The organism is Radiobacillus deserti, from assembly GCF_007301515.1.
In the GTDB taxonomy this organism is placed as follows: domain Bacteria; phylum Bacillota; class Bacilli; order Bacillales; family Amphibacillaceae; genus Radiobacillus; species Radiobacillus deserti.
The window spans coordinates 2,268,806-2,283,556 of the sequence record NZ_CP041666.1; the positions used below are offsets into that span (position 1 = coordinate 2,268,806).

A 14,751-nucleotide genomic window follows, 5' to 3' on the forward strand; every position below is an offset into this window, starting at 1 on the left:
ATTATTTTCCTGAACCAGGTCCTCCACCACGATAATCAGACATTCCTCGGCCCGGTGACGTACTTGTTGTATAACCACCATAACACCCACCATTTTGACACTGTCTACGACGTTTATCCCAATCATCCACATCTAATAATCTGCTTAATAGCAAATAATTAAAGTATGTATTTAAGAAGCTCGGTGAATAATGATTGCGGACAAATTCATCATTCGCAACCTCAATAAAGGTTACATCAGAATCTTCTTCGCTTTGCTTTATGGAAACAAAATGGTCGGGATAAGCTAGAATCTGTTGATTATCTTTGTAATCACTAACTTCTTCTGGTTGAATTTTCTCACGTAATAGTTCTACTGTCTCTTGAACATTAAATCTTCTCGTTGCATAAATGTTTGCATTTCCGTTATCCGTATTCACGACATCCAACAAGAAGAAATGATTCGAAATAAGTGCTTCAATATCGTTAGTCGTCGATTGATTTAGTTGATCACGTAATTCGGATGCTGATGGTTCATCCGGAATATTGTCCACCGATACTTGTGGCTCCGATTCATCAAAAGACATCTGTTGTCCACATGCGGTTAACAATACAAAGAAAAGACCTAACACCGCAACAAGAAATCCCTTCTTCCTCAACTTAACTCCCTCCTTCCTTCCATTTATACACCAAATGAACACAATAGAGAACCCCTGTAACAAGAATACAAGGGTTCATCTTGTGACAATTACCTATTCTTTTCCTAATTTCTTTTTAAGTGCTGCTAATTCATCGTCTACGCCGTTATCTTCGAGTGCTTCGAATTCGTCGTCTAGCGATTTACTAGCAGCGGACAAGTCTTCACTAGTTTCAGCTTCTGCTTCGAATTGCATCACCTTTTCTTCCATGCGTTCGAAGCCACGTTTCGATTCATCATTTCCAATCGAAGACATCGATCTATTAATTTTTGTTTTCGTCTTCGCTGTCTCAGCACGAGCTTTTAAGGAATCTTTTTTCAATTTCATTTCTTGGTATTCTTTTTTCATTTCATCCAGTTTACTTCTAAGCGTATCTGCATCAGCTTTCGCTCTTTCCCAAGATGCTTGGAAAGAGTCCGCTTGTTCTTGGTGGTCTTTCTTATCTTCTAGCGCTCTTCTTGCTAGATCATCATTCCCAGCTTCAATTGCTTTCTCCGCTTGATCTTGACGCTTTTCTACAATCGATAACGCGTCTTCATATTTGCGCTTTAACATTTTTTCGTTTGCAATTTGCTTGGCAACAGAGCTTTCCACTTCCCGAATATCAGATTCCATATCACGCATAAATTGGTCTAACATCTTTACTGGATCTTCTGCTTTGTCTAACATCGCATTTAACTCTGAACTTACGACTGTGCTAACACGTTTGAAAAATTTAAACATGTAAACTCCTCCTTATTAATTAGAACCTGCAATGACTTTGACTTCATATTCTTCAATTGGATAGCCATAGCTTACTTCTATTTCACTACCCCAGCTTTCCACACTTAAGTAGTGTTCTTCCTCTTCATCGTAATAATCTGCATAATCGGTAGTTCGACCGTTTATGTTTTGGCTACGACCTTCTCCTACAACAGTAGCACGACCTTTTTCGTCTAAATAATAGGTCTTCCCATCATAGTGTAGCTCTTTAGGAAATGGCTCCGAAACTTGTAAAGGTATTTTACGGTATATACCTAATTCTAGTTCATCATCCATTTCAGCAGAAAGCCATATAGTATTACGACCTTCTAATAGCTGATAAGCAACCCATTCATAGGAATGATCACGATAAGTAATCTTCCCGACTACTTCGTAATCTGTTAAATCATACACAACAATATCCCCAACCTGAAGGGAAAGAACTGTACGCTCTCTAACAGGTGGCTTTTCTTCCTTTTTTTGAAATAATTTGGAGAACAATCCCAAATGGTGCACCTCATTTCTACGGGAATTTCCCTTATATTTAATTAATACGAATCAAAATCTTTTCTGTTTCATTTTTTCTAAAAAAAATTCCTATAGATTATTATAACAAACATGGAATATCTTTAGTCCGTTCTTACTTAGAAGAATTTTATTTGTTTGTTATACTATAGCTATCTATTTGGAAGGGAAGGATTGAAATGACTAGAGTTGATCGATTATTACAACATATGGAAGCCGAAGGAATAGACGGTGCGTTTATTACTTCCAAAGCAAATATCTATTACTATACGAATTACTTTACAGACCCTCATGAAAGGTTAGTCGCCCTTTACATAGACACCAGTGGAAACCGTCTGCTTATCTTACCAGGAATGGAAAAAGAAGATGCAAAACATGCTGGTTGGGATGGAGATTTTCTTGCATATAGCGATACAGAGGACCCTTGGGCATTTTTTGAGACCTATTTGGAAAAGAACCCGCAACGGATTGGAATTGAAAAAGAGCAGTTATCTGTCTCTCGCTATGAAACACTAACAAGTTTGTTTGACCGAACCGTCTTCGAGGACTTTACAGAGCTACTAAATCAAGTTCGATTGATCAAAGAAGCTGATGAATATCGACTATTAAAAGAGGCAGCTTCCCTTGCGGATTATGGGGTGAAAGTTGGGATAGAGTCCATCTCAGAAGGCAAAACGGAATTAGAAATTTTAGCAGCTATCGAATATGCATTGAAGAAGCAAGGTGTTCGAGAAATGTCATTTTCGACCATGGTTCTATCTGGCCAGAAAACGGCATCTCCACACGGAACGCCAGGTATGAAAAAGATCGAAAAAGGGGACCTTGTCTTATTTGACCTCGGTGTTGTGTGGAACGGATATTGTTCCGATATAACTCGAACAGTAGCTTTCCACCATATGGAAGATAAGCAAAAAGAAATATATCAAACCGTTTTAGAAGCACAGAAAAAAGCAATAGATCAAGTTCAACAAGGATTTGAAATTGGCACTATCGATAAAGCGGCTCGAGACCATATCCAAAATGCCGGCTATGGACCTTACTTTACGCATCGAATTGGACATGGCATTGGCATTGATGTTCATGAGTTCCCATCCTTAACCACTAGTAATTCTTTAAACATTAGAAAAGGAATGAGCTTTACCATCGAGCCTGGTGTCTATGTCCCAGGAATTGGCGGTGTACGAATTGAAGATGAAATATTCGTAACCGAAAAAGGAGCAGAACTTTTAACTTCTTATCCGAAAGAGTTGCAAATTATTAAATAAACCTAGCATCCGAACAAATTGGACAGCAAATTCGTTCGGATGCTTCTTTTTATCTATGTTTACATTCCGGTTTTATTTCAAAAAAGCGTCACAAAAATCCGCTTTCGCCTAGTGGGGATGGTGATATAATAAAAGTAAGAAGGGAGTGTTTTCTATGAAATTTGAATATCATCGTATTTTAGTAGCAGTAGACGGCTCTGAAGCTTCTGAGCATGCATTTTTAAAGGCAGTAGACATATGTAAGCGTAACCACGCAAAAATGATTCTTTCCCATATTGTAGACACGAGAACCTTCACGACCTTGGAAGCCTATGATCATTCGCTGGCAGATCGAGCAGAAGGATATGGAAATACCTTATTGAAAGAGTATGAACAAAAAGCGATAGACGCGGGTGTAGGTTATGTAGAAACACTCATTGATTACGGATCTCCAAAAGTGAAAATTCCAAAGGATGTTGCCGTTCAATGCAACGCTGACCTCATTATTTGTGGTGCAACAGGCTTAAATGCTGTAGAACGTTTTTTAATTGGAAGTGTATCTGAGAGCATTACTCGTTATGCGAAATGTGATGTACTTGTAGTTCGAGGCTCCTAACAATAATAAACAAGAAAAGAGGAGAACGTGATGTTCTCCTCTCGTTTTCTTAATGCTGTGCAACTTTCAAGCCCTTTTCAACGGCATCGCGAGCAATCATTACTTCTTCGTTTGTAGGGATTACAATCACTTTAACCGGGGAATGTGGATAGTTTAAGAATGTTTCTTTTCCGCGAATTTGATTCAAGCTAGGGTCCCAATAAACACCCATGAATTCTAAACCTTTTAATACTCTTTCTCTAACTTCAATACTGTTTTCTCCAACCCCTGCAGTAAAGATAATAGCATCTACCCCATGCATTCTCGCTGCGTACGAACCTAAATATTTATGAATTCTTTCCGCAAATACTTCTAATGCAAGCTCTGCTCGCTCATCATTTTCTTTCGCTTTTTGTGTGATATCTCGTAAATCACTAGAAAAACCAGATAGAGCCAGCATTCCGCTTTCCTTGTTCAGTACATTCATTACTTCAGCAGCACTCTTGCCTGTTTTATCCATAATATAAGGAATTAATGCAGGGTCAATATTTCCAGATCTTGTCCCCATCGTAACACCAGCTAACGGTGTGAATCCCATGGACGTATCTATCGATTTCCCGTTTTCAATAGCGGCAATACTAGCACCATTTCCTAGGTGACAAGAAATTAGTCGAAGATTTTCCAGCGGCATCCCTAATAACTCTGCAGCACGCTGAGAGACATATTTGTGAGATGTGCCGTGGAAGCCATATTTTTCTAATTCCATATTGTTTGTAGTACTCGTATGGTAGGCTATAAAGATAGGACTGCTCGGGCATCGTTTGGTGAAATGCTGTATCAAATACTGCGACAGCAGGTACATTCGGTAAAATTTCACGAAATGCTTTTATTCCAGTTAAGTTAGCTGGATTGTGTAAAGGAGCTAAGTCAGAGACTTCCTCTATTTCTTGAATAATTGTGTCATCAATCAACACAGAATCACTAAATTTCTCTCCACCATGTACAAACACGATGACCTATTGCATCGATTTCATCAAAGGACTGAATGACTTGGTTGGTAATTAATTTATCCAACAACATTTTGACAGCATCTTCATGATTCGCAATATCTTTAACAGTTGTATCTTTTTCATCATTCACTTCGATTGTAAATACAGAATCTGCGATTCCAATGCGTTCCACTAGACCTTTCGTCAATACTTTTTCCTCGGGCATTTCAATAAGTTGAAATTTTAAAGAAGAACTACCAGCATTTATTGCTAATATATTACTCAATGTATTCAATCCTTTCTTGACTTCAAAGTCCTTCGATCATTAATTCCTCTACCATTTAAACACCCGACGCCTAAGTTTGCAATTACAATCCTATAATGGTAACGCTTGCGACACAAAATTTTTATATTCTCATTATTCTGTAAATCTTTCTGTCTCAAACCAATCGTTTATTTTCTTCAAAATATTGTCTGTTGCATAGGCATCTTTAAAGGACGGAAGTTGAGCAATTAACGCTTCTTTAGGAGCTTTTGTATGGTCTCCTTTTTTCTGGACTATAAAGATACTTTTTGCATTTTGCTCTGATTTAAACATAGAAGCTGGTAATTGTAATAATCCAACTACATGAGCATGCTTATGCAGAAAATTATGAAGCTTGTCTGCTTGATCACTATCAAACAGAAAATTTGGGACTACAAAAAATAGGTACCCACCTTTTTTCGTATATTTGATGCTTTGTTCTATAAATAAATGATGTGCATACGAGTGACCTTGGTCTGCTTTTAATTCGTAATCATTAGCTCGTATATCATCTGGGTAGTACCCAACAGGTAGATCACAAATCGTCACATCTACCGGCTCTAGTAAAAATGGACTTAGACTATCCTGGTGAAAATACTCCACTTCGATTTCTTGAAGATTAGCACTAGCTAGAGCTAGTCTAATTAATAAAGGGTCCACTTCACTTCCATAGGACTCTACACCATCCCCCAATTGGTTAAGGACTGCTGTTAACAAGTTGGATGTTCCGCAAGCTGGATCAAAAATTCGGATTTTTTCTTGCTTGGAGCCAAGCATCTTCTGTACAAGATACCCAATGAAAATTGCTACTGTATCTGGTGTAACAAGATGCTGTTGCTGGGCGCCATCTTTCATCCCTTTTAAGATGGCAAGTTGAAGACCTTTTCGAATCTCCTCTTTCTCATACTGCTCTATGTGTAATTCTCTTACTTTTTTATGTAGATACTGCTCCAGCATTTCATTCATAGGTTCTGTAGGGGCTTGTCCAAGATAGTACTCCAAGCCAATCGCAATGGCTTCTAGATAAGGTACTTCCACTTGATGCTCTATCTTTTCTGCCATTTCATCTATCCATAAATAAAAAGCTTCAACATGTTGTTCATTCATTAATATGTTCCTCCAATCCCTTACACCGGTATTCATCTTCTAGTTAAAAAGTAAAAACCGCCTCCACATTATTATGAAGGCAGTTAAAATGAATGTCTAATATAATGATACTAAATGCTAGCGTCATCATCTCCGGATGATTTGTCTTTGGATTCTTTGTTATCATCTTTTTTGTCATCTTTTTTGTCGTCTTTCTTTTCGCCTTTCTTATCCTCTTTTCCTTTGTTCTCCCCTTTTTGGGAGCCTTTTAACACTTCTTGTATCTTTTCAACAGCCTGGGGAGCCAAATCAAGCATTTTCTCATAAAGGTGTGTATGTTGGTCTAGATGAATCATTTGAACACCGTTGCTGTTTACAATTAAAAAGGCTATCGGTGTAATGGAGACACCGCCACCGCTTCCTCCACCAAATGGAAGGGGTTGCTCTGAGCTAGAAGAAGAATCTGATCCACCGCTTTGCTGCATATAAAAATCACTTCCACCTGCAGCAAATCCAAATCCTACTTTCGATACTGTTATGATAACGGTACCATCTGGAGACTCAATTGGGTCACCGATGATGGTATTAACATCTACCATATCTTTAAGATTTTCCATCGCCGTTGTCATCAAACCTTCAATTGGGTGTTCATTCATGTTCCTTTTCCTCCTTAGGATTGTGGCAAATTACTAGTTTGAACTTGCTTCCGTTGTTTTTTTGTACTTTTCATAAATTGAATGAATGCGTATATAGCTTGTCCTACTCGAATGGAAACCATACATTCTAACTTTGTCATCGAATAAGTATGTTGAAACAGTGGAATGACTTGTAGAGTCGGTTTCTTTTTAAAGGTCATATGCTTACTTACATAATGAAGAACGGTACCTTTCATCCCCCATACTGCACCAGTCAGCATACCGGTGATACTAGCATCTCCAACGCCAATTCTGCTTATCCAATGGAAGCGGTGAATCTTCACTGGTCGAAGCAATTTTTCCATTGCTTTCTTTCGCTGCTTCGTCGATTGAACCCAGTTTTTCCATCCACTTAATTTTTTTTAAATAAGGATCTGAATACGATGCATGATCTTGAAACGTAGTACTAATGTCTGGCATCTTGTCCATCTCATCAAACGATAACTGCCTTTTTAAGATGGGAATTTTCCAAATCTTTAACGAAACCATTATTTCGCTTTGTTTTGGTATAAGAACAAGGTTACATGTTGTATAGATTGGTAAGAAAAATACCACAATACATAAAAGGATTAGCAAAAATACACACACGACCCATATCATACGCACACCTCCATATTCCTCATTATTTTCATAGTTGGACCGATTTAAACGAAGAATCCGCTTACGCTAGGATTTATATAAAAAGGATGATACGATGGAGGAGAAAGTTGCTTACATAACAGAATGGAGGAATCCTACAATGGATGAACGTCGAAATTTATATTTTTATTATCCAAAAGATGAAGAATTAGAAAAAAGACTAGAACCACTTTTCAAGCTGGCAAAAGACAATCATTTTTCCATTGTTGAAAATTCGAATGACGCCAATATTATTGTCAGTGTAGGTGGAGATGGTGCATTTTTACAGGCGGTTCGCAAGACAGGCTTCCGTCAAGATTGTTTATATACAGGTATTTCAAGACATAATGAAGCGGGTTTATATTGCGACTTCAGCCTAGACCATTATGATGAAATGGTTCATTCCATCATGAATGCAGAATTAGAGGTAAGAAGATTTCCAGTCGTTGATGTTAGTGTGAATGATGAAACGAATTTTCTCTGTTTAAATGAGGTTAGTATTCGCTCCACACTGATCAAAACAATTGTTATTGATGTCTTTATTGATGGAAACCACTTTGAAAGATTCCGTGGGGATGGACTAATTGTCGCGACCCCGACGGGTAGTACGGGCTACAATAAATCCACACATGGTGCCGTTGTTGACCCTAAAACACCTTGCTTCCAAGTAAGCGAGCTTGCATCTCTAAACAACAACCGTTATCGTACACTCGGTTCCTCCTTTATATTAGATAAAGAAAGAACGCTTCGTTTAGAAATTATTCAAGATGGAAATGATTATCCAATCATAGGCTTAGATAATGAGGCTTATTCTATAAGAAATATTCGTGACTTAACAGTTACGCTTAGTGACAAAATAGTTAAAACTGTAAAATTAAAAAATAACTCTTATTGGGATCGTGTTAAACGTACATTCTTATAATAAAAGAAAAAGAAGGAAACAAACTGTTTAAGTACCAGTAGTTTCCTTCTTTTCTGTTATTCTGATTGATAAACAACTGTTTCGTCGATGACGGTTTTCTTTACTAGTACTTGGTCAATGGTTTCAGGATCGACTTTAAATAGGTCCTCTTCAAGTATGGTAAAATCGGCAACATAACCTGGAGATATTTTCCCCATTTCTTCCTCTTTCCCTATCGCATACGCACTTCCTTTCGTATAAAGTGAAATAGCTTCATATAAAGATAAGCACTGTGCTTGATTATACGTTTTTCCGTCGATAGAGGAACGGCGAAGAACAGCTGCTTGAATGCCTAGCAAAGGATTCACACTTTCAATGGGAGCATCCGATCCACCTGCACACGGAATACCGAGCTCCAAAAAGGTCTTCCATGGATAAGAATGGCTAGCTCTTTCTTGTCCAACACGCTCCACAACCCACGGGAAATCAGATGACACAAAAGTCGGTTGAATATCTAGAACAACCGGTATTCTTTGTAAAATATCTAACAATTCTTGGTTCACAATTTGTGCGTGAATGATACGGTCTCGTCGGTCTTTCTGCAATGGATACTTTTCCAGTAGTTTAGCAATGGTTATAGCCGCTTTATCTCCTATCGCATGCACGGCAACAGGCATATCCTTCGCTCGTGCTTTCCTCACTAGGGATTCTAAACCTTCATCACTATGGATTGGAATTCCGACGTTATCAGGTTCATCTGCGTATGGTTCACTTAACCAGGCCGTTCGCCCCCCTAACGCACCATCACTAAAGATTTTCATCGCTCCTATTTCAATAAACTGGGTTCCACCGCCATAATCAAGGCCATCTTCCATGACGTCATCAAAAACTCCATGATGGACAAGTAAATGAGCTCTAAACTTGCGCTGTGTTCCATCAATCCCTTTGTTAAAAGCTGAGTAGGTTTTCCGATAGCCACCATAATAATTTAAGTCCTCTGTGTGGCCACCCGTTAAACCTAGTCTAGTTAAATCATCCACACTCTTTTTCACAAGTGTCGTTAAATTCGCCTCGGATACTTCTGGAATGACATGTTTAATTAAATCCTGTGCCGTATCCAAGAAAAATCCTGTTTCGTCTCCATGCTCATTTCTCTCAATTAATCCACCCTGCGGATCTGGCGTATCCCGATTTACCCCAGCTAATTGTATGGCCTTACTATTTGCTAATACAGCATGACGACATACTCTCGTTAGAAGCAGCGGTTGATTTGGAGCGACTTGATCTAGCTCCTCCTTAGAAAGGATACGAGGATTTTCCCATTGGTTTTCATTCCAACCCTCTCCTATAATCCATTCACCAGCTTGTAGCGTTTTTACTTTGCTTTGCAACGCACGTAATACTTCTTCGGCTGACTGCATAGAAGAAAGGTCTAGGTGTGTCAGCTTTTCCCCATGTCCTATAATATGTAAATGACTATCCACAAACCCTGGATATGCCGTTGCACCTTGTAAATTGTGTTCCTCTGTAATGTCCTCCTTATACGTTTCGCGGAGAGATTGTTCGGTTCCGACTGCTGTTATTCTTCCATTAGAAGTGAATACAGCTTCCACCGTCTCTCCTTTTTCCTCCAGCGTATAAAATGTACCTCCATACCATAAGATACCCATAACTTTTGAACTCCTTCTTTCTTATATTCCCTTCATCATATACAGGCAAGGGAATGGATTGCAACTACTAAGTCTTTAAAGAAAGGAAAAAGAGAGCAGTCGAAACTGCTCCCTTTTAAGCCATTGTATATTTTATTATTGTCCGCCAAATGGTTGGCCTCCTAGCTGAGATTCAGCCATTTGCACTAGACGTTTAGTGATTTCTCCACCAACAGAACCGTTAGCACGAGAAGTTGTATCAGCTCCAAGATTAACACCAAATTCTTGTGCAATCTCATACTTCATTTGGTCAAGTGCTTGTTCAGCACCAGAAACTAGAAGTTCGTTGTTGTTATTGCTGCTTGCCATGATGTCTCACCTCCTCGCTACACCTATATAATGTGCAGAATGGAGGAGTTACATACAAAAAATAAACTGGTAGTTCTTTCATGTGTTTCCAATCGATTAGAATAAATCTTGAAACTCCTCTACTTGATTAGGAGTAATTTCGATCGTTTCCATCTGAAGTAATGCTTCTTGAAAGTCTTCCTCTAACTCCAACTGATTTTCGAAAAATTCTACTTTTTCTAAGCGTGGTTTTGTTTTTGGTGCGTTCGGAATAAATATGGTACAGCAATCTTCGTAAGGTAGTACAGAAATATCATACGTTCCAATTTGTTTGGAGATAGGAATAATATCCAACTTGTCCATGGCAATTAACGGACGAAGAACTGGGTATGCACTTACCGCATTTATGGCATGCATACTTTCCATCGTCTGACTTGCCACTTGACCTAAACTCTCTCCTGTTGTTAAAGAAAGTATGTCACGTTTCTTGGCTACTGCTTCACTGATGCGAAGCATCATTCTGCGCATCACTGTCATAGAGTATCCATGTGGAATATCCCGATGAATTTTCTGCTGTAAATTCGTAAATGGAATCATATGCACCTGAATGGTGTGGCCAAATTCCGTTAATCGTCGGACTAAATCCAGCACTTTTTGCTTAGCTCGTTCATTAGTAAATGGCGGGGAATGAAAGTGAATCACTTCTAATTTCACGCCTCTTTTCATCGTCAGATATCCAGCTACCGGACTATCAATTCCTCCTGACAATAAAAGCAACGTTCGTCCGGAAGACCCGACCGGAAGTCCTCCAGCTCCTTCAATCCTAGTTGATGTAACAAAAGTTGCTTCTGATCGAATCTCCACTACGATTTCCACATCCGGCTCATGGACGTTCACTGTAAACCCTTCTGTATTGGTAAGGAGATGTCCACCTAATATTTGATTCAAATCTTGTGAACCAATAGGAAAATCCTTGTTAATTCGTTTCGTTGTTACTTTAAATGTTTTCGCATTTGAGTTTTCCAGAGCATATAAAGCAGCTTCCTTAATTGCGTCAACTTCATTATCTGCTTTAATCGCTAAGCTAAAGCTGCTTATCCCAAATACATCTTTACATTTCTCTAAAATGGGCTCCGGATCAGTTCCATTCAACAGAATGTACATACGATCTCGGTTCGCTTTTACTTTAATGTCTGGAAAATCATGAAGCTTTGCTCTGACATTTTCATGTAACTGATTCACGAAAATTTTTCGATTGTTTCGTTTTAATGTCATTTCACCGTAGCGAATTAGTATATGATCATAGTTCATTTGTATCTACCCCATTATTTTGCTCAATTGTTGTTTAACGGTTTTAAATGCTTTGCAGAATGCCTTTATTTCTTCCATTGTGTTGGAATAGGACAAGCTTATTCGTAAGGCAGATGTAGTTCTGTCTTTTGACAATCCACAGGCTGCTAACACTGCACTTTCATCCTTGTTTTTGGAAGAACATGCGGATTTCGTCGAAATAATAAATCCTTCTTTTTCTAACGCATGAATGACTACCTCTGGTTTGAACCCAGGTACTGAAAAATTCAGGATATGAGGAGCATGGTGTGTACTATCATGAAGGACAACCCCGTCCATTTCTCTTAAATAGTCTGAGAGCACGGTCCGCATTACTTCAAGCTTTCCTCCAGCTTGACTCTGCTTTTCTAATGTCATTCTTAAGGCTTTTACAAGTGAAACGAAACCCGGAAGATTTTCTGTTCCGGAGCGAAATCCTCGCTCCTGTTCACCCCCATGTAACAGTGGGAACAAAGACGTGTTTCTTCGAATATATAATAACCCTGTCCCTTTTAATCCATGAATTTTATGTCCTGACATGGTACAAAGATCTATGTTTTCAAATGATAGGGCTACCTTACCAAGCCCTTGCACATAATCAACATGAAGGAAGAGCTTTGGATACCGACTACACACCTCTGCAATTTCTTCAATCGGTTGTATCGTGCCAATTTCGTTATTCACATGCATAATGCTTACTAATATCGTATCGTTCCGAATTGCTTTTTCAAGTTCCGTAACTGATGCCCTACCTTCTTTATCAACCGGTAAATAGGTCACTTCATACCCTTGCTGTTCCAACGCTTTACACGTCTCGATCACAGATGGATGTTCAATCTGTGAGGTAATGATATGCTTGCCTCTATTTACGTGCTGATAAGCAATACCTTTAATAGAGCGGTATTATTTCCTTCTGTCCCACCAGAAGTAAAGACAATTTCATCGGGATGAACCTTTAGAAGTTGAGCAGCTTGTTTTTTCGCTGCCGTTAACAATTGTTCTGCTTCTGTCCCCAATTGATGTAAAGAAGATGGATTTCCAAAGTACGAAGTAGAAACCTGATAAAAGCTATCTAATACTTCTTTATATGGTTTTGTTGTTGCACTATTATCCAAATAAATCATGTTCATTCTCCTATCAAACGTATGCCAATTACTAATATTAACACACTTTCCTCCCTATTGTTATGAAAAGACACAGGAGTATTCTTATTCATAAAGATATGTTTGAGGTTGCCAAATATAATTAAAGTAAAGAAAAACCACATCGCTAGGATGTGGTTTAAGAACTAACTTCACTATATTTCAGTTGCTCAAGTCGTTTTATTGCGTCTGGGTCTATCTCTTTAAGAGCTTGAACCGCTTGTTCTAATGCATTTTCATATTCATAATTTCGGAACATGTTCTCTGCTTCCAGCAATTTTGCAGCTAAAATAGCATGTTGGCTTCGATAACGGTTTGCGTATTGAATGACCAACTCCACTAATTCTGCTTGTTCCAACAAGAGATTGGTTTGTTCAATCACTGCTAGAACCGAAGTTTCCGCAGCAGATAAGGAATGCTGCACTTCCCCCATATCTAACGGTTGTTTGGACAGATTGACCATTACCTTTTCAAGCTTTTCACTTGCTTCCTTTAACAAGTTCCAAACATAAGAGGGTACTCCCGGAATATTACTTTTCTTAAGTTTTCGATTTGTATCGAAAAGCTGTTTACGCATATCCTGTACTTTTTCTTTTGCTTCTAGCTCATCTTTTCTTAATGCTCGAATTTGCTCTTTATACTCCGCATGTCTTACTTGCAATTCTTCTAAATCTTTTACACTTGTTTCCAAAGCATCACGCATTGAAACAAATGTTGCTTTATCACTTTCCATTTCTTGCTTCAATTCCTCAAATTGATTGCGAATGGATTGCATCCACTTTTCTAAACTTAGATGTGACTCTAAGTCGCTATCTTCAAAGAAATACGTTTTTTGTAGGTTTTCTATTTCTTTTTTCGTTTCTTCAAAGTCCTGTAAAGATTCATCTATTAATTGTTCATAGCCTGGGAAATGTTTTTCCACATAGTTTTTGGATAATGCTTCTTTTTCTAAAAGCTGATACATTTCCTTTAACCGCTGATCAATATGCTCGGAAACTTCGATCGCATCTGTCATGTTTCCTTTTTCCAGTTCAAGGACGGAAGCGACTAATCGTTCTTGGAATTTATGTAGCTCTTTTTCAAATCCCATTTGTTCAATACGATATCCTTCTTCTTTCATATCCTTCAAGCCAGCGAGTAAATCATCAATTTGTGTTGGTAAAGTTTGTTTACAGCTCTTATAAATGTCAGGGAAAGCTTTCATTTCATATTCTACTTTTTCGAGATGCTCTTTTAAATCATCCACCACGACTTGTGCTTCTGTATAGTCTCCTGAATCTGTGAGGCTATAATATTGCTGAAGCTTTGCATCTAAATCATCAAATTCCACTTCAAAACGAATTTCAGCTTTTCCGTATTGGAAACGATTTTGAATCATGGCTTTACGAAGGTCTTTAATACGAGGTTGGATATCTTCAATTTCCTCTCTCGTATGTTGCTCCGCCTCCATTAATTGGTCGACTTCTGCAAATATTTGCTCAATGTTTTTCTCAATTCGGCCTAAAATTTCATTTACGGTTCGAAGATTTTTCTTTGCCGTAGAAATACGGTAACGATCCGCAGCTTCTTCTGCATCTAATAAATATTCTTCGATATCTGGTAACTCTCTCGTTACAATGTTTTCCCATCTTTCTTTCCAGGATTCAAACTTATCCTGTGTTTCTCCTGAAAGATTCAAGTCCTTTACACGAGATAATTCTGAGGTCACATTGCGATTCATAATATCCATTTTCCAGTTTTCTAAATGATCGACTTCATCATACACTCTTTTTCGTAATATTAACCCTATTACGATGAGCGCGATTAATAAAAGTATAAATCCAATGATATAAGCCATAAACAGCCTCCTATCAACACGTACTTATCTATATGGATTCATCATAAAAGTTGAATTTTTATAATACTACTA

General features: G+C 38.3%; 14 protein-coding genes and 2 pseudogenes. 3 read left to right on the forward strand and 13 right to left on the reverse strand.

Annotated elements, in window-relative coordinates; genetic code table 11:
* Position 1 precedes the first annotated feature (1 nt).
* From FN924_RS12060 to FN924_RS12070, 3 genes are all read right to left on the reverse strand, one after another.
* Positions 2-637, reverse strand: a complete 636-nt coding sequence (locus FN924_RS12060; protein WP_143894814.1) for a DUF4247 domain-containing protein — start codon at positions 635-637, stop codon at positions 2-4.
* A 93-nt stretch (positions 638-730) separates the two neighbouring features.
* Positions 731-1,399: a PspA/IM30 family protein gene (locus FN924_RS12065; RefSeq protein ID WP_143894816.1), complete on the reverse strand. Its 669-nt coding sequence runs from the start codon at positions 1,397-1,399 to the stop codon at positions 731-733.
* Between the two features lie 15 nt (positions 1,400-1,414).
* The gene (locus FN924_RS12070; protein ID WP_143894818.1) at positions 1,415-1,924 is read right to left on the reverse strand and encodes a DUF4178 domain-containing protein; all 510 of its coding nucleotides are present in this window, start codon (positions 1,922-1,924) and stop codon (positions 1,415-1,417) included.
* Positions 1,925-2,121: 197 nt separating this feature from the next.
* Between FN924_RS12070 and FN924_RS12075 the strand changes: the two genes are divergently transcribed.
* Together FN924_RS12075 and FN924_RS12080 are read left to right on the forward strand one after the other, a co-directional pair.
* The gene (locus FN924_RS12075) at positions 2,122-3,207 is read left to right on the forward strand and encodes a M24 family metallopeptidase (RefSeq protein WP_143894820.1); all 1,086 of its coding nucleotides are present in this window, start codon (positions 2,122-2,124) and stop codon (positions 3,205-3,207) included.
* 154 nt (positions 3,208-3,361) lie between these two features.
* Entirely contained in the window at positions 3,362-3,802 is a 441-nt protein-coding gene (locus FN924_RS12080; protein ID WP_143894822.1) for a universal stress protein, read from the forward strand.
* 49 nt (positions 3,803-3,851) lie between these two features.
* Here FN924_RS12080 and FN924_RS19880 read toward each other — a convergent pair.
* The 5 genes and pseudogenes from FN924_RS19880 to FN924_RS12105 all read right to left on the reverse strand — a co-directional run bounded on the left by FN924_RS19880 (position 3,852) and on the right by FN924_RS12105 (position 7,455).
* A pseudogene (locus FN924_RS19880) lies at positions 3,852-5,056 on the reverse strand (acetate kinase).
* A gap of 132 nt (positions 5,057-5,188) precedes the next feature.
* Complete coding sequence (locus FN924_RS12090) at positions 5,189-6,181, reverse strand: class I SAM-dependent methyltransferase (RefSeq protein WP_143894824.1); 993 nt, start codon at positions 6,179-6,181, stop codon at positions 5,189-5,191.
* 110 nt (positions 6,182-6,291) lie between these two features.
* Entirely contained in the window at positions 6,292-6,816 is a 525-nt protein-coding gene (ytfJ, locus tag FN924_RS12095) for a GerW family sporulation protein (RefSeq protein WP_143894826.1), read from the reverse strand.
* A 14-nt stretch (positions 6,817-6,830) separates the two neighbouring features.
* On the reverse strand, positions 6,831-7,160 hold the full coding sequence (locus FN924_RS12100) for a DUF2953 domain-containing protein (protein WP_143894828.1): 330 nt from the start codon (positions 7,158-7,160) through the stop codon (positions 6,831-6,833).
* Positions 7,087-7,455: a hypothetical protein gene (locus FN924_RS12105; RefSeq protein ID WP_143894830.1), complete on the reverse strand. Its 369-nt coding sequence runs from the start codon at positions 7,453-7,455 to the stop codon at positions 7,087-7,089. The genes FN924_RS12100 and FN924_RS12105 overlap by 74 nt, the downstream gene beginning before the upstream one ends.
* Positions 7,456-7,594: 139 nt before the next feature.
* On the opposite strand from FN924_RS12105, the gene FN924_RS12110 reads away from it, so the two are divergent.
* The gene (locus FN924_RS12110) at positions 7,595-8,395 is read left to right on the forward strand and encodes an NAD kinase (RefSeq protein ID WP_143897206.1); all 801 of its coding nucleotides are present in this window, start codon (positions 7,595-7,597) and stop codon (positions 8,393-8,395) included.
* Positions 8,396-8,451: 56 nt separating this feature from the next.
* Here FN924_RS12110 and FN924_RS12115 read toward each other — a convergent pair whose 3' ends face one another.
* The 5 genes and pseudogenes from FN924_RS12115 to ezrA form a co-directional block, all read right to left on the reverse strand.
* Complete coding sequence (locus FN924_RS12115; protein WP_143894832.1) at positions 8,452-10,044, reverse strand: amidohydrolase; 1,593 nt, start codon at positions 10,042-10,044, stop codon at positions 8,452-8,454.
* A gap of 135 nt (positions 10,045-10,179) precedes the next feature.
* Positions 10,180-10,392 (reverse strand): alpha/beta-type small acid-soluble spore protein, encoded by a 213-nt coding sequence (locus FN924_RS12120; RefSeq protein WP_143894833.1) that lies wholly within the window; start codon positions 10,390-10,392, stop codon positions 10,180-10,182.
* 96 nt (positions 10,393-10,488) lie between these two features.
* A complete protein-coding gene (gene thiI, locus FN924_RS12125; RefSeq protein WP_143894835.1) occupies positions 10,489-11,682 on the reverse strand; it encodes a tRNA uracil 4-sulfurtransferase ThiI in 1,194 nt (397 codons plus the stop codon).
* Between the two features lie 6 nt (positions 11,683-11,688).
* Positions 11,689-12,824, reverse strand: a pseudogene (locus tag FN924_RS12130) (cysteine desulfurase family protein).
* Positions 12,825-12,981: 157 nt separating this feature from the next.
* Positions 12,982-14,679: a septation ring formation regulator EzrA gene (gene ezrA / locus FN924_RS12135; protein ID WP_143894837.1), complete on the reverse strand. Its 1,698-nt coding sequence runs from the start codon at positions 14,677-14,679 to the stop codon at positions 12,982-12,984.
* Positions 14,680-14,751 lie beyond the last annotated feature (72 nt).

What these genes read in the sequence shown, in the direction of transcription:
- FN924_RS12065 (WP_143894816.1), bottom strand. Translation starts at nt 1,399, where the DNA reads ATGTTTAAATTTTTCAAACGTGTTAGCACAGTCGTAAGTTCAGAGTTA.
- FN924_RS12075 (WP_143894820.1), top strand. Translation starts at nt 2,122, where the DNA reads ATGACTAGAGTTGATCGATTATTACAACATATGGAAGCCGAAGGAATA.
- FN924_RS12080 (WP_143894822.1), top strand. Translation starts at nt 3,362, where the DNA reads ATGAAATTTGAATATCATCGTATTTTAGTAGCAGTAGACGGCTCTGAA.
- FN924_RS12090 (WP_143894824.1), bottom strand. Translation starts at nt 6,181, where the DNA reads ATGAATGAACAACATGTTGAAGCTTTTTATTTATGGATAGATGAAATG.
- ytfJ (WP_143894826.1), bottom strand. Translation starts at nt 6,816, where the DNA reads ATGAATGAACACCCAATTGAAGGTTTGATGACAACGGCGATGGAAAAT.
- FN924_RS12100 (WP_143894828.1), bottom strand. Translation starts at nt 7,160, where the DNA reads ATGGAAAAATTGCTTCGACCAGTGAAGATTCACCGCTTCCATTGGATA.
- FN924_RS12105 (WP_143894830.1), bottom strand. Translation starts at nt 7,455, where the DNA reads ATGATATGGGTCGTGTGTGTATTTTTGCTAATCCTTTTATGTATTGTG.
- FN924_RS12110 (WP_143897206.1), top strand. Translation starts at nt 7,595, where the DNA reads ATGGATGAACGTCGAAATTTATATTTTTATTATCCAAAAGATGAAGAA.
- FN924_RS12115 (WP_143894832.1), bottom strand. Translation starts at nt 10,044, where the DNA reads ATGGGTATCTTATGGTATGGAGGTACATTTTATACGCTGGAGGAAAAA.
- FN924_RS12120 (WP_143894833.1), bottom strand. Translation starts at nt 10,392, where the DNA reads ATGGCAAGCAGCAATAACAACAACGAACTTCTAGTTTCTGGTGCTGAA.
- thiI (WP_143894835.1), bottom strand. Translation starts at nt 11,682, where the DNA reads ATGAACTATGATCATATACTAATTCGCTACGGTGAAATGACATTAAAA.
- ezrA (WP_143894837.1), bottom strand. Translation starts at nt 14,679, where the DNA reads ATGGCTTATATCATTGGATTTATACTTTTATTAATCGCGCTCATCGTA.